The sequence below is a fragment of the Natronorubrum sp. A-ect3 genome, from assembly GCF_041821125.1.
GTDB classification, from domain to species: Archaea; Halobacteriota; Halobacteria; order Halobacteriales; family Natrialbaceae; genus Natronorubrum; species Natronorubrum bangense.
In genome coordinates, this window is sequence record NZ_JBGUBB010000002.1 from 228,218 (window position 1) to 241,503 (window position 13,286).

At 61.3% G+C, this 13,286-nt stretch carries 16 protein-coding genes and 1 pseudogene; 11 read left to right on the forward strand and 6 right to left on the reverse strand.

Annotation, left to right across the window (positions count from 1 at the left end; genetic code table 11):
• Window positions 1-52 precede the first annotated feature (52 nt).
• The gene (locus ACERJA_RS07730) at window positions 53-1,222 is read left to right on the forward strand and encodes a hypothetical protein (protein WP_373607663.1); all 1,170 of its coding nucleotides are present in this window, start codon (window positions 53-55) and stop codon (window positions 1,220-1,222) included.
• A 212-nt stretch (window positions 1,223-1,434) separates the two neighbouring features.
• Window positions 1,435-1,857, forward strand: a complete 423-nt coding sequence (locus tag ACERJA_RS07735; RefSeq protein WP_373607664.1) for an Hsp20/alpha crystallin family protein — start codon at window positions 1,435-1,437, stop codon at window positions 1,855-1,857.
• A 46-nt stretch (window positions 1,858-1,903) separates the two neighbouring features.
• Here the strand turns inward: ACERJA_RS07735 and ACERJA_RS07740 are convergent, their stop codons facing one another.
• Entirely contained in the window at window positions 1,904-2,038 is a 135-nt protein-coding gene (locus tag ACERJA_RS07740) for a hypothetical protein (RefSeq protein ID WP_373607665.1), read from the reverse strand.
• A 217-nt stretch (window positions 2,039-2,255) separates the two neighbouring features.
• Between ACERJA_RS07740 and ACERJA_RS07745 the strand changes: the two genes are divergently transcribed.
• Complete coding sequence (locus ACERJA_RS07745; protein ID WP_006064821.1) at window positions 2,256-2,786, forward strand: GNAT family N-acetyltransferase; 531 nt, start codon at window positions 2,256-2,258, stop codon at window positions 2,784-2,786.
• A 114-nt stretch (window positions 2,787-2,900) separates the two neighbouring features.
• On the opposite strand, the gene ACERJA_RS07750 is transcribed toward ACERJA_RS07745, so the two are convergent.
• The 4 genes from ACERJA_RS07750 to ACERJA_RS07765 all read right to left on the reverse strand — a co-directional run bounded on the left by ACERJA_RS07750 (window position 2,901) and on the right by ACERJA_RS07765 (window position 6,930).
• Entirely contained in the window at window positions 2,901-4,199 is a 1,299-nt protein-coding gene (locus tag ACERJA_RS07750) for an RNB domain-containing ribonuclease (RefSeq protein WP_373607666.1), read from the reverse strand.
• Window positions 4,200-4,298: 99 nt separating this feature from the next.
• Complete coding sequence (locus ACERJA_RS07755; protein WP_006064819.1) at window positions 4,299-4,592, reverse strand: hypothetical protein; 294 nt, start codon at window positions 4,590-4,592, stop codon at window positions 4,299-4,301.
• A 223-nt stretch (window positions 4,593-4,815) separates the two neighbouring features.
• Complete coding sequence (locus tag ACERJA_RS07760; RefSeq protein WP_006064818.1) at window positions 4,816-6,186, reverse strand: metallophosphoesterase; 1,371 nt, start codon at window positions 6,184-6,186, stop codon at window positions 4,816-4,818.
• An 87-nt stretch (window positions 6,187-6,273) separates the two neighbouring features.
• Complete coding sequence (locus ACERJA_RS07765) at window positions 6,274-6,930, reverse strand: TMEM175 family protein (protein WP_373607667.1); 657 nt, start codon at window positions 6,928-6,930, stop codon at window positions 6,274-6,276.
• Window positions 6,931-7,111: 181 nt separating this feature from the next.
• Between ACERJA_RS07765 and ACERJA_RS07770 the strand changes: the two genes are divergently transcribed.
• Window positions 7,112-7,591 carry an RNA-binding protein gene (locus tag ACERJA_RS07770; protein WP_006064816.1) on the forward strand — a complete coding sequence of 160 codons (480 nt, stop codon included), beginning with the start codon at window positions 7,112-7,114 and terminating at the stop codon, window positions 7,589-7,591.
• Here ACERJA_RS07770 and ACERJA_RS07775 read toward each other — a convergent pair.
• A pseudogene (locus ACERJA_RS07775) lies at window positions 7,592-7,729 on the reverse strand (DUF1028 domain-containing protein); the annotation flags it as partial.
• A gap of 123 nt (window positions 7,730-7,852) precedes the next feature.
• Between ACERJA_RS07775 and sepF the strand changes: the two are divergent.
• From sepF to ACERJA_RS07810, 7 genes are all read left to right on the forward strand, one after another.
• Window positions 7,853-8,215 (forward strand): cell division protein SepF, encoded by a 363-nt coding sequence (gene sepF / locus ACERJA_RS07780; protein ID WP_006064815.1) that lies wholly within the window; start codon window positions 7,853-7,855, stop codon window positions 8,213-8,215.
• Window positions 8,216-8,375: 160 nt separating this feature from the next.
• Window positions 8,376-9,029, forward strand: a complete 654-nt coding sequence (locus tag ACERJA_RS07785) for a helix-turn-helix domain-containing protein (RefSeq protein WP_373607668.1) — start codon at window positions 8,376-8,378, stop codon at window positions 9,027-9,029.
• A gap of 169 nt (window positions 9,030-9,198) precedes the next feature.
• Window positions 9,199-10,347, forward strand: a complete 1,149-nt coding sequence (gene citZ, locus ACERJA_RS07790; protein ID WP_006064813.1) for a citrate synthase — start codon at window positions 9,199-9,201, stop codon at window positions 10,345-10,347.
• 334 nt (window positions 10,348-10,681) lie between these two features.
• Window positions 10,682-11,089: a gamma-glutamylcyclotransferase gene (locus tag ACERJA_RS07795; RefSeq protein WP_373607669.1), complete on the forward strand. Its 408-nt coding sequence runs from the start codon at window positions 10,682-10,684 to the stop codon at window positions 11,087-11,089.
• Between the two features lie 255 nt (window positions 11,090-11,344).
• Complete coding sequence (gene ilvA / locus ACERJA_RS07800) at window positions 11,345-12,556, forward strand: threonine ammonia-lyase (RefSeq protein ID WP_373607670.1); 1,212 nt, start codon at window positions 11,345-11,347, stop codon at window positions 12,554-12,556.
• A gap of 43 nt (window positions 12,557-12,599) precedes the next feature.
• Window positions 12,600-12,980, forward strand: a complete 381-nt coding sequence (locus ACERJA_RS07805) for a Rid family detoxifying hydrolase (protein WP_006064811.1) — start codon at window positions 12,600-12,602, stop codon at window positions 12,978-12,980.
• Between the two features lie 3 nt (window positions 12,981-12,983).
• The gene (locus ACERJA_RS07810; RefSeq protein ID WP_373607671.1) at window positions 12,984-13,259 is read left to right on the forward strand and encodes a hypothetical protein; all 276 of its coding nucleotides are present in this window, start codon (window positions 12,984-12,986) and stop codon (window positions 13,257-13,259) included.
• Window positions 13,260-13,286 lie beyond the last annotated feature (27 nt).

The following is a 13,286-nucleotide window of genomic DNA, read 5'->3' on the forward strand; positions in this document are numbered from 1 at the left end:
GGACGGTTTTGTCAGAATCTACTTTATAAGCCACTCGAATGTCCCGGGTACGATGACCCGAACTGTAGCTGTCTTCCTTGCAGTGCTCGTCATGACGGCGACTCTCACGATCGCTGCCGCTGGCGGGGCTGTGGGCGCGTCACAGCCCGCCGAACCGATGGCGACGACGGATGCACAGGCCGACGGATACGCTGGCACTCACGTCGAATTCGACACCTCGAGCAACGCCGTCGTCGACTACCGCGTCGGCGGCCAGCCGGTGTTCGAGAACGTCACCGTCGACTCTCAACGCGACCATCACGGGCAGGCCGGCATCGGTGCTGACGTCGGTCTTTCGGCCGTAACGAACCTCTCCGGAATCGGCCTCGAGATCGCAGCCCAGACCGAGACGCGGGCTGAGATCGCCACCGAGGGATCGGCGTCGCTGTCGGCCCACGACACCGACCGCGGTATCCTGACGGTCAACGCCGGCGAAGATGCCCAGTACGTCCAGCTGAACCTCTCCGAGGAGAGCACCGCCGAAGGCAGCGATGAGGGCGACCGCGTCCACGTCGAGAGCGGCGACCGAGCCGGCGTCCTCCTCGTGGCCGGCGACGGCGCGGTTGCCGTCACTGACAACGGCGACGTCGCAGCCGACCTCGAGAGCGAGTCGACGCTGGTCTTTCGCTCGTACGACGACGGCGAGCGCGACGACAACGCCGTCGAACAGGAACGGCTGATCGCCAACGGGACGGCGACCGCCGAAGTCTATGCCGACGACCGTGACGGCGATCGCGTTGCAGACGTCGCAACCTACGGCCAGGACGTCGCCGTCGAGACCCATGATGAGGCCGACGATCGCCTCGAGATGGCCGTCGAACGCGCCCAGCACGAGGGGACGGTTGTCATCGTCAGCATCTCAGAGGCCGCACTCGAGGCCGTTGGCAGTGCCGACGACCTCGCGGTGACCGTCGACGGCGAGGCTGCCGTCGAAGCCGATTCGTACAGCGACCTCGAGGGCGGGATCGGTGAGGAGCCGCGCTACATGGTGACCCACTCGAGCGAGGCATCCGCAGCTGCCGACGTACTCGTCGCAGTGGACCACTTCTCAGAGCGCGAGGTGGCGATCCAGGGCGACACCGAGGACGGTGCTGACAGCAGCGAAAGCGACAGTGTGCCCGGCTTCGGCATTGCCGCCGCAATCGGTGCGTTGCTCGCCGCCGTCGGCGCACGCGTCCGGTAAGCTATCGTAGCCACTGGCAGTCAGTGCGCACCTGATCGCACAGCTGTCGTGCGATCAGTGTGCAAACCGTTCCAGTTGTACTATACTGCCGAGTTCCGACCGCGACGAATGGCCAGAATCGATGCTTTTCACGCTATCTCGTCGATAGATGTGTCAGCATACGTCTAGAAGCCCTTATTATTGTGGGTGGCCTAATCGATCTCCGATTATCCATGAGATCCTTCGACGAGATGAACCGCATGTTCCGTGAGATGGACCGCGCCGTCGATCAGCTCCGATCGGCCTGGCTGTCCGAGTTTGCAACCCCCGGCCTCGAACCTGCCCTCGAGAGCGGAGCCGAACGCGACATGATGCCTTCGATGTACGCTGGGGAGACGACGGCAACCCTCGAGGACGAGGGCGACCGCTACGTCTATGTGATGGACCTGCCGGGGTTCGAGAAGGACGACATCGATCTCGCGTTCCACGATGGACTGCTGTCGATTCGCGCCCAGACCGACGTCGAGAAGGGCTCCGACGCGTATCGATCCGTCCGCTCGCGTCGGATCAGTCGCCAGGTCCCCGTCCCGAACGTGGTCGTCACCGACGAGATCACCGCCAGCTATAGTAGCCACTGCAAGTCAATGCACACCTGATCGCACGACGGCTGTGCGATCAGTGTGTAACTCGTTGCAGTTGTTACTATACCACAACGGCGTTCTCGAGGTCCACTTGCCGATCGTTGACGACGACCGTGACGACCACGGCCACCACATCGACATCGAGTGAGCCGGCTGCGAGATTCGATCCGGCCGATCTCTCTTCTGCAGTCGCCATCTGCAATGTCGGCACAACTCGAAGCCAACATCGTGCAACAGTCTTGGGCCTTGTTTAGAACCTATCAGTTGCTGCTGCTGAACTCTCTTCATACTCAATGCGATCTCCAGGCTTGAGGGCCCGATTGGCAGACTCTCTGTGGAATAACTATACGATTCCGTACAGAAACTCAACGGCCGGCCACGCACTTTTCCCTCCCGAGGTGATACTGCTGTCTGTGACTCGAGTGGTCCGGCAGGCAACCACTGACGATATCTGGGCCGTCCACGCGACCGCGCGCCAGAGTTGGCACGCCGCGTACGACGACCTCCTCGGTGCCGACCGCGTCGACGACATCGTCGACGAGTGGTACGCGATCGGCGACCTCGAGTCGTCGATCAGCGACGCGAGCGGCCGCGCTGACATCGCGTTTCTCGTCGCCGAGGGCGCTGACGCTGCCGGCGACGGGTTCGCGGACGACTGCTATGGATTTGCACAGGTCGTCCCGTGGCCGGAAGACACTACGGTGGGGTATCTGACTCGACTCTACGTCCGACCGGACGTGTGGGGCGAGGGCGTTGGTACAGCGTTACTCGAGCGTCTCGAGGCGGATCTCGACGACACGTTCGAGCGACTGCGACTGGCTGTCCTCGTCGACAACGAGCGGGGGATTTCGTTCTACGAAGCTGCGGGGTTCGAACACGTCGCGACGCGAGAGACGGATCTGGCCGACGGCCTCGAGGAACGCGTCTACGAGAAGTCGCTCTGAACTCGCCCACAGAACGGTGCAGCGACTCGGAGCAGTTCGGGCAGTTCGGCGATGAGCCATACACTGGCTCGAAATTCGATCGGGGACGATCGAGCCGATGGGCAGCGCCGCTACTTACAGCGTTTTCTCCGCTTTGTCGTCGTCGACGACTTCGATCCCGCGGTTGTTGACTGCCATCGGATCGAGCCCGACCTCCTGCAGGAAGTTCTTGTACTCGCGTTCGCACTGCTCGGCGTCTTTCTGTTTGTCGCTGGCCCGATCACAGAGTTCGATGAGGTTCTCCGGGACGTCGTTCTGGTAGACGATCCAGTGGTTGATCAGGTCGCTAAGCCGGCGAATCGGGCTCGTGAAGTGGCCGTAGATCTCGAAATTCAGCGCGTGGTGGCCGCCGAACGGATCGTTCATGTACTTCGCGCGGGGCATCACTTTCATCACCGCCCACTGGATCTTGTCGAGTTGGCGACCGGGAGCGTCCTCGAGTGTCGCGTTGACGGCCTTTCGCGGGTCGTCCCACGTGTCGCCGGGGATGGAGACACCGTCTAAGTCCTGGATCTCTCGAAGCGCTTCGGACCACTCGTCGGGGCTTGGCTGTGGGTGGACCCGGTACATCGCCTCGACGCCACGGTTCCACATCAGTTCGTGCGTGACGGCCTTGTTGGCCTTGAGCATACACTCCTCGATGATCGTGTGGGCGCGGTCTCGAGCGGGATTCAAGACGAGCGACCCGTCCTCTTTGCGCTGTTCGTGCATCCGGTCGGCGACCTCATGCACCAGTGTGTTCTCCTCGTGCAGCGGCGCGTCGGGATCTTCGAGGCGATTCTCGGCCTGGGAGTAGGTGAGTCGCTCGTCGGATTCGATGACCGACTTGTAGATGTCGATGGTCTCGTAGGAGAGATGCTCCTTGTCGAGGTGCATCTCGACTGTGTGAGCCAGTCGGTCCTCGTTGGGAACCAGTGAACAGACCGTCTCGGCCAGCACGGGCGGGAGCATGTGGATCGTATAGCCCGGCAGATAGACCGTGTTCCCGCGCTCGACGGCTTCGTCCCACATCGCCGTCTCGGGGTTGACGTAGTGGGTCACGTCGGCGATGTGGACCCAGAGCACGTACTCGTCCTCGCGTTCTTCGATCGAGAGCGCGTCGTCGAAGTCCTGTGCGTCGATCGGGTCCGTCGTCCACGTCGTCAGGTCCCGCAGGTCTTTGCGTTCGTCGAGTTCCTCTTGAATCTCCGCCTCGACGCCCTCGGTTCGCGCCTCGGCTTCCTCGAGGACGGCCGCGGGAAACTCACCACGAATCTCGAGTTTCTCGAACAGTTCTTCGCGTTTGTTCTCCAGATGTCGTGCGAGGTCCTCGCTGATCTCGACAGGGCCCTGCCCTTCGGCCGTACCGGCTTCGGCCTGTGCGTCGTCACTCATACGGAGGGGTACGAACGAAAGCGTAAAAGTCGTGTCGGGACGGCCGGCACAGTCATCTGCCGGTCGCGACGCCTCGAAACCGACACACGGTCGACGGGGTCAGGACTCCTCTTCAAGCGTTCCGTACCGTTCCTCGACGGTCTCGAGATAGCTCGAGAGAAAGCGTTCCCGTGTCGCTTCGCCCGCTTCGAGTTCGACCAGCAATCCCTCGAGTTCGTCCCGCGGGTAGTGACAGAGGCCGTCGTAACAGGATTTACAGAGATGTTCGAACGACTTGTCGTCGCGGTCCCAGCGGTCGCCGTGTTTGTCGTACTCGCGCGCCTTCGACCGGGACACCTGCTCGCCGCAGGCGAGACATGTAACCGTCTCAGTGTGGGTCCGGGAGAGCCACATGTCTTCACCGACTCTGTGCTATTACTTAGCAATTCTCACACGTCTTCGCCGAGACGACTGTCCGGGCGACCGATCAGTCGTCGGACTGGGGTGTTTCCAGTACACCGGCTTTCGGCAGGACAGTGAGCCGGTGCGTCGGTCTCTCGTTCGTCGCGTGAATCGGTCTCGTCACCTGGTGTCGGTCTCGTCGCGTGAATCGGCTGTGATCGCGGCCGACTGCACGCTATTCGCCGTCTCCACCGTCGGGAACGGATGGTCGTTCGCGTTTGCTGTCGAGGTCTGTGTCAGCGTCGGGCACCTCGAGCGGCCCGTCCGGATCGATCACCGTTCGCGCGGGAATCGGCTCTTTCGGCGGCGGACGACGCGCGATCAGTCGCTGGAAGCGCGTGAGATCTCGAGGCTTGTCGGTATCGATCTCCTCGTACTCGACGACGATCCGATCCCCCTCGGCGAAGATTCGGACGTAGTTCAGCTGGAACGAAGGCACGTAGACGCCCGGCAGCCGCGAGAACCGCGTCTCGACGTGTTGGAGTTTCTTCAGCCAGGTGCCCGTGTTGACGACGACCCGGTCGCCCCACTTCGCCAGCGACGCGCGGTGGGTGTGACCGTAGACGTAGACGCAGACGTCGCGGTTCGCCTCGAGCGTTTCCTGGGCCGCGTTCAGGAACGGCTCGTCGCCCTGTCCGACGCGAATCCCCGAGAGTGCGACGCCGAAGCGCTCGAGCGTGTGCCTGAGATCGTGTCTGAAGAACCACAGCGGGACCGCGAGCAACAGGAGGACGGCTATGATCACGAGGTTGATCGTGACGATGATCTCGAGGACGATATCGGCGATGCCGAGCGCGTGGACAACGAGATTGTCGGTGAACAGTCGTGCCGGGAGGATCCCCGCGACCTCGAGAACGGTCCCGAAGAGGTAGACGAGCGTGATGTTGAAGAATAACAGCAGCGGGACGATGATCGCCCGCAGGTACGGACTCATCTCCCGGTAAAAGTAGTTCGAGAGGAGCCAGCGCGGGATCTCCTCCATCGGGGCCACCGACTGGATGTCGCGCAGCCAGTCGCCGCTGGCTCGTCCCGAGTAGCGGCCAGCCGTATCGACGATCCGCTGGACGACGAAGTAGCCGACCGGGAGCGCGTCGGGGTTGCCCCAGTCGGGCAGCCGGTTGTTCGCGTCGTGTTGCTGGCCGTGTTCGATCCAGATCTCCCCGTCGCCGACTTCGCGGGTGATCGCGATTTCGGGCTCGAGCGCGACGTTGAACTCCGCGAGTCGATCGACGTGTGCAGGGTAGCAGGCGAGATCGTAGTCGTGGTTGCCCGGAATAAGCGTGATATCGATCTCCGCACCGGTCGCGCGGAGTTGCTCGAACACTCGCGGATGATCCGCGATCACGCGCTCGAGTTTCGCCGGTCCCGTCACTTCGGCGTACTCCCACAATCCGAAGGCGTCGCCGTTGATAATCAGTTCGACGTCGCCGCCGCGCTCTTCGAGATCCGCGAGAAAGTCGAGGAGTTCGACCTCGAAATCGAGCGTCGTGAGCTGCTCGTCGCCGCCCATGTGGAGGTCGCTGATAAAGACGTACTCGGTGGCCATCAGTTCTGCTCTGGCGAGCTACCAGCCCCGGAATCATAGTGGTTTGCCCGTTCCCGACGATCGGCGGGAGTCGGTTGCTCACCGGGATCAGTCCAGTTCTCGCTCGCTCCGATTCCGTCTCTTCTTCTCCTCGTCCGAGTCGTCGGTTTCTCGTTGATAGTACCGGTTCCAGACCATCTGAGCCGGCGCGATCAGTATCGGGATGAAGTACGCCACGGAGAGGCTTACGGTGGCGACGACAACCGAGAGGGCGAAGACGGCCGGCGAGATCAGCCCTCGAATCGTGATCAGACGCGCGGCTCCGTCGCTGATCTCGTCGGCCGTAAAGTCGGCTCGAGCCGCATAGGTCCAGACTGCGGTGATGAGCACGCCGACGAAGACGAAGTTGATCGAGTACAGCGTCCAGGCGAACTGCGTTCCGTAGGTTCCCAGCAGCTCCGTCGGATAGGGGAGAAACGATATCGAGAGCAAGAATAGCAGATTCAGCCACAGCAGAATCCGATCGTGGGCCTCGATGTACCGAAAGTGGTTGTGGTGGATGTTCCAGTAGAGTCCGACGACGACGAAACTCAGGAGGTAGCTGACGAGCAGCGTCTCCTGGTCGGCCACCGCCGCCGGCAGCTCCGAGACGGAGACGTCCGGCACCTCGAACTGCAACACCAGCAGCGTGAGCACGATGGCGAACACGCCGTCGCTCAGCCCCTCCATTCGGTCCGTCTCCGGACCGCCGAGCGTCCGTACCATACGTGGGTGTCTACTCGAGGCGACGAATACGCTGCCCCGGTTCGCTCGCAGTGAGGGTTCGCCGACGGTCAACGGCTGGTTGTTGGTCGGCGGTCGATGGTCCACTCGAGATCACTTCGGACCCTCGCTCGACTTGACGCAGAATCTAATCTATTAAATGCACACGGGCGGAAGGGCGAGTATGCAGGTTAAGTCCCGACACCACCTCCGGAGTGACGCCGTCTCGGACGTAGAGACCACGCTCGAGGAGCAACTCGGCGTCTCACCTGACGGTGATGCCTACGAGCGTGTCGAATTCGAGAACACCGACTGGGAAGTCATCCTTATCGACGGCGAGCCACAGGTCGCCTACTTCGACGATGAGCCGTTCCTGACGGTTCGCGGGGCCAACGTCTACGAGCCCGAAAAGCAGCTGGTGACGGTCGATTCCGGCGCGATCTCGTTCGTCAGCGACGGCGCGGACGTGATGCGGCCGGGGATCACGGCGGCCACCGATGACATCTCGCCCGACGATCTGGTCGTCATCGCCGAGGAAACCCACGGCAAGGTACTTGCCGTCGGCCGCGCCCGCGTCGAGGGGTCGGATATGGTCGGCGACGAGGGCAAAGTCGTCGAGTCGCTTCACCACGTCGGCGACGATCTCTACGAGTTCGCCGGGTAGTCACCCGTCGGCTTCCGCGAGCAAATCCGCCTCGAGGGCGTCGTCGACGGCGAAGTCATCCGCGATGTACTCGAGGCCGTGTTCGCCGAGGTCGGTGTTGACGAGACTCTGCGTCGCGACGGCGGCGTGTTCGCTGCCGAACGGACAGCGTTGTCACTTTCCTCCCGATCCGCTCAGGTCGTTCGTTCCAGCGATCAGTATCGGGACACAAGACATTGTCTGACGTAAGAACTATACTGACGGCGGCGGTGGGTTACGCCAATGGGATTTATGAGCAAAATTCTCGGCGGCAGTCAGTCGCGGACAGCCGAGGATTACGTCGAACTGAATCTCGACGACGTATCGGCGAGTTCGGCTGACGCGGCGATGCAGGTCCATATCGCCGAGGTCAGCGGTCAAGCCGATGCTATCGACATCAAAGACGCAGTCTACGACGGCGACATCGTTATCGCCGACATCACGCGACTGCGAACCGAGGACAGCACCGTCGAACACATCATCGACGAACTCAGACAGGTTGCCCACGAGGTCGACGGCGATATCGTCCGGAAAGGCGATGATCAGATGATCATTACGCCGACTGGCGTCCGAATCAGCCGTGAAAAGCTAGGCCAACGGGCCTGACCCGACACTCAGTCGACCAAATGCGCTGGTTGGTCACTGTACTGTCACCCGGTCTGCGTTCCTCGAGTTTGAGGACAGTCTCCTCGTGTCTGGCCGGTGTGTTTTCACCGGCCGGGAATTCCAACGTCGGCTTATTATAAACGAGGACATAGCACCTCATATGAGTGGTTTTCGAGCGACAGTCGTCGTCGACGATCCGATGGACTGTCCGATTGCAGATGCCTCTTCGACCACCGACGAGCCGATCACATCTGTCACGCGCTCGAGCACGGCGACGGACGAGACCGTTGTCGAAGAGTTTGGTGTTGCTGATGGGTCGTCGCCGGAGGCGATCGACGCAGGCACCGAGGCCGAGTTGACGCCGATCCAGACGAACGAGCGCGAAGACATCTATCGGTTCGAACGCGATGCTGGCGCTGGGTGTGCGTGTGAAATCGTCGAGCAGACCGGAACACCGATCTCCGCCGTTCGCGCACAGAACGGCTCGCTGCTGTTGACGTTTCGGACGCTCGAGCTCGATGTGGTCTCCGACATCGTCGGCGATCTCCGAACCCAGTTCGACGGCGTCCTCGTCGAGGATCTCACGCAGGACCACGATGACGAGTCGACGGATCCTGTCATCGTCGACCGGGAACTGTTGACGACGCGCCAGCGCGAGATCCTCGAAACGGCCCACGAACTGGGCTATTTCGAGTATCCAAAAGGGGCAAATGCGACAGACGTTGCTGAGGAACTCGACATCGCTCGCTCGACGTTTACTGAGCATTTGGCTGCTGCACAGACCAAGCTGTTGAATGCCATTCTCGAAAAATAATGTAAAATAATACACCCCGGAGATCAAACAGTGAACGCATGTCGACTTCACGGCCGGCACTTCCTGTTCAGTTTTCGAATCAACGCAACGAAACGGCGACATCGCACGTGTTCGGGCGTGACAGCGAACAAACGACAATACTTTTCCATCGGGGTGCGAAATGCCGAGTATGGTTGACGATCTCAAGAAGGGATTGGAGGGAGTCCTTGTTGCAGAGTCCGGACTCAGCTCGATCGACGGCAGCGAAGGTCGGCTGATCTATCGCGGCTATACGATCGAAGATCTCGCCCGTGGCGCGAGCTACGAGGAAGTCGTCTATCTCCTCTGGCATGGCCACCTGCCAAACGAGGACGAACTCGAGGCGTTCACTGAAGCGCTCAACGAGGAACGCGACGTCAGCGATGCCGTTCTCACGACGATGGAACAGCTCGCGGAAGCTGACGAGCAGCCGATGGCCGCACTCCGGACTGCGGTTTCGATGTTCTCGGCTTCCGAACCCGAGCGCGATGCAGATCCCGAAGACCTCGAGGCGTCACTCCGAAAGGGGCGACGCATCACCGCCAAGATCCCGACCGCACTTGCGGCGTTCGAGCGCTACCGGCTCGGCGAAGAGCCGCTCGACCCACACCCTGAGCTGGGGCTTGCAGCGAACTTCTTGTACATGCTGACTGGCGAGGAACCGAGCGATGTCCACGCCGAAACGTTCGATCAGGCGCTGATCTTGCACGCAGACCACGGCTTGAACGCCTCGACGTTTACGTCGATGGTGATCGGCTCGACGATGGCCGACATCTACAGCGCCGTCTCTGGCGGTGTCAGCGCGCTTTCGGGCCCACTCCACGGCGGCGCAAATCAGGACGTTATGGAGGTCTTAAAAGAGATCGACGAAAGCGACCTCGATCACCGCGCGTGGGTCGAACAGGCGACCGAAGAGGGACGACGTATCCCCGGCTTTGGCCACCGCGTCTACGACGTCAAAGACCCACGGGCAAAGATCCTTCAGGAACGCAGCAAGGAACTCGCCGAGAACGGTGAGGACAAGTGGTACAACTACACCACGACGATCGAACAGTACCTCACGGAGGAGAAAGGGCTGGGTGAGAAAGGAATCGCCCCGAACGTCGACTTCTATTCGGGCTCGGTCTACTACCAGCTTGGCATCCCGATCGATATGTACACTCCAATCTTCGCGATGAGCCGCGCTGGCGGTTGGGTCGGCCACGTCCTCGAGTACCAGGAGGATAATCGACTCATTCGCCCGCGCGCACGATACACTGGTCCCCAGGACAAGGAGTTCGTCCCGCTCGAAGAACGATAACGACAGGTCCCGACTGAGCCGTCTTTTTGTCTACTGTCTTCATCATCGACTTCCCGTTCGTTGTGCGTGTCTCGCTTGGCCAACCGTCCCACTGCTGAGCTGATACTGCCGGACAACACGATTCACGCACCGATCACACGCGAACGGTCGTCGCCGAAGACGACGAGCCGTGAGACGTGGTCGGATGGTTACTGACTGTTGTCTATAGTAGCCACTGCAAGTCAATGCACACCTGATCGCACGACGGCTGTGCGATCAGTGTGTAAATCGTTCCAGTTGTTACTATAGCAGTGTAACCAGCACGAGCAAGGCAGTGGAGTCCGAGCAGGTTCGTATGCGTGTCTTCGTCTATGGAACGCTGACCGATCCCGACCAGACCGCAACATTGCTCGAGGATGGCCCCGGCGAGTACGAGTTCGGTAGTACGGCCGTCCTCGAGGGAGTTCATCGTGTCGATGGACACTATCCAACGCTCGCACCGGGTGGGAGCGTCGAGGGACGACTGCTGGTCGTTGACGAGACAGCGCTCGAGCGACTCGATCAGTACGAAGGTGTCGATCGCGGGTTGTACACGCGGGTTGCCGTGTCCCAGACCGATCAGCAGCCGGTCTGGACCTACGTCGGCGACCCGGAGCGACTCGACGTTGATCTCGACACGCCATGGCCCGACGGTCCGTCGTTCCGTGCGTCCGTTCGTTCGTATCTCGACCGAACGGAGACTGCGGTACGAACTATCGAATGACGGTCGTCTGCCGGGCGTCAGACAGCCTCGTTTCGGCCGCTCTGTATTGCGATTTCACTTTCACCACGGAGCCATGAGCTTTATATGCCACGCGGTCCGTTCTACACTCGCACGTCACACGCCGTGCATTCCTGTATTCCCTGTCGTGTTGCCGATCTGGCAGCACATTCCTGTTGGGGGACTTGGTCTGCGGGCTGGGACGACTGGCGAACCAGTCCCCGACAGTCTTACAATACCTGCCGAGTAGTCGACCGTATGCTCGAACTTGCCGACATTCTCGAGGCGCACGAGCGGGTCCGAGAGACCTCTCGACATACACCGCTCGAACACGCCCACACGTATTCCGCGATGACTGGGGCTGACGTCCACTTGAAACTGGAGAACTTCCAGCGGACGGGTGCGTTCAAGATCCGCGGCGCAACGAACCGGATCGCAACACTCTCAGCGGAGCAAAAGGACGCGGGCGTCGTCACCGCGAGTGCGGGGAACCACGCCCAGGGTGTCGCGCTCGCAGCCACGCGCTCCGGTGTCGATTCGAAGATCGTGATGCCCGAACACGCACCGATTTCGAAGGTCAAAGCGACGAGAAACTACGGGGCCGAAGTCGTCCTCTCAGGCCGAGACTACAACGAAGCCGCCGAGCGCGCTCACGAGATCGAACGTGAGGAAGGCCGAACCTACGTTCACGCCTTCGACGACGAAGATATCATGGCCGGGCAGGGAACGATCGGCCTCGAGATCCTCGAAGACTGTCCCGACGTCGAGACCGTCGTCGTCCCCATCGGTGGTGGCGGCCTCATCAGCGGAATCGCAACCGCCATCAAAGAGCAAAAACCCGACACGCGCGTCATCGGTGTCCAGGCAGCGGGTGCCTCGAGTGCTGCAACCTCCCTCGAGAAGGGCGAACGCGTCTCGCTCGAGGGTGTCGACACCATCGCGGATGGGATCGCCACCCGGAGCGTCGGCGAGCAGACGTTCCCCTACATCCAGCAGTACGTCGACGAGGTCGTCACCGTCTCGGATTCCGAGATCGCCGTCGCACTGGTCTATCTCCTCGAGCGTTCGAAGACCCTCGTCGAGGGCGCTGGTGCGGTGCCGCTTGCGGCGGTCCTCTTCGAGCAGTTCGACTACGCTGACGACGAGACGATCGTTGCAGCGCTCTGTGGCGGCAACATCGATCTCAACACGCTGACGAACGTCATCGTCCGTGGCCTCGTCGAGACCGGGCGGTATCTCAAGATCCGGACGGTGTTGAAAGATCGTCCTGGCGCGCTCGAGGACTTGCTCGACATCTTCACCGCCCATCAGGCAAACATCTACGCGATCCACCACGACCGGACCTCCCGTGATGTCGAGATGAGCGACACCGAAGTCGAGATCGAACTCGAGATGCGCGGTCCCGATCACGTCGATGCCTTTCTTTCTGATCTCCGTGGCTCCGGCTACGAAGTCGATATCCTCGCATAGCGTTTCGCCCCGTTTTAAGCCCGGTCAGCCCGAGAACTGGGATATGAAACGGATCATTCAGACCGACGACGCCCCCGCTGCGGTCGGTGCCTACAGTCAGGCGACAACTGACGACTCGCTGGTGTTCACCGCTGGCCAGATCCCACTGACGGCCGACGGTGAACTGCTCGACGACGAACCGATCGAGGCCCAGACCGAACAGGCACTTTACAACCTCGATGCCGTCCTCGACGAAGCCGGGGCGACGCCGGAAGACGTCCTCAAGGTCACCGTCTTCCTCGACGATATCGACGACTTCGACGCGATGAACGAAACCTACGCTGACTACTTCGACGACGAACCACCGGCCCGAAGCGCCATCGAAGTCGCTGCCCTCCCCAAAGGCGTCGGCATCGAAATCGAGGCCATCGCCTCGCTCGAGTAACGGATGTCAACGACTGTCGCTGGGCTCTCTCGACGGACGCTCTCCGCACTGTTGTGGGGCGCTGTCGGGTTCATGGCCTTTCTCGTGCTCGTCCAAGGCTACGCGCTGATCGTCGAGCCACTCGTCTCGATCGGTCAGGGCGTCGCCGTTGCCGGTCTCGTCGGCGGTATGACGGCGGGTAGTGCGTACGTCCTCGAGCACCGGATCGCCGTGTGGTCGGCCCGGCGGGCGATGGATGAAACCGCGTCACACGGCGGCGACGATAAAAGTAAGAGTTAAACGACCGACGTGGTTATGAACAGATAG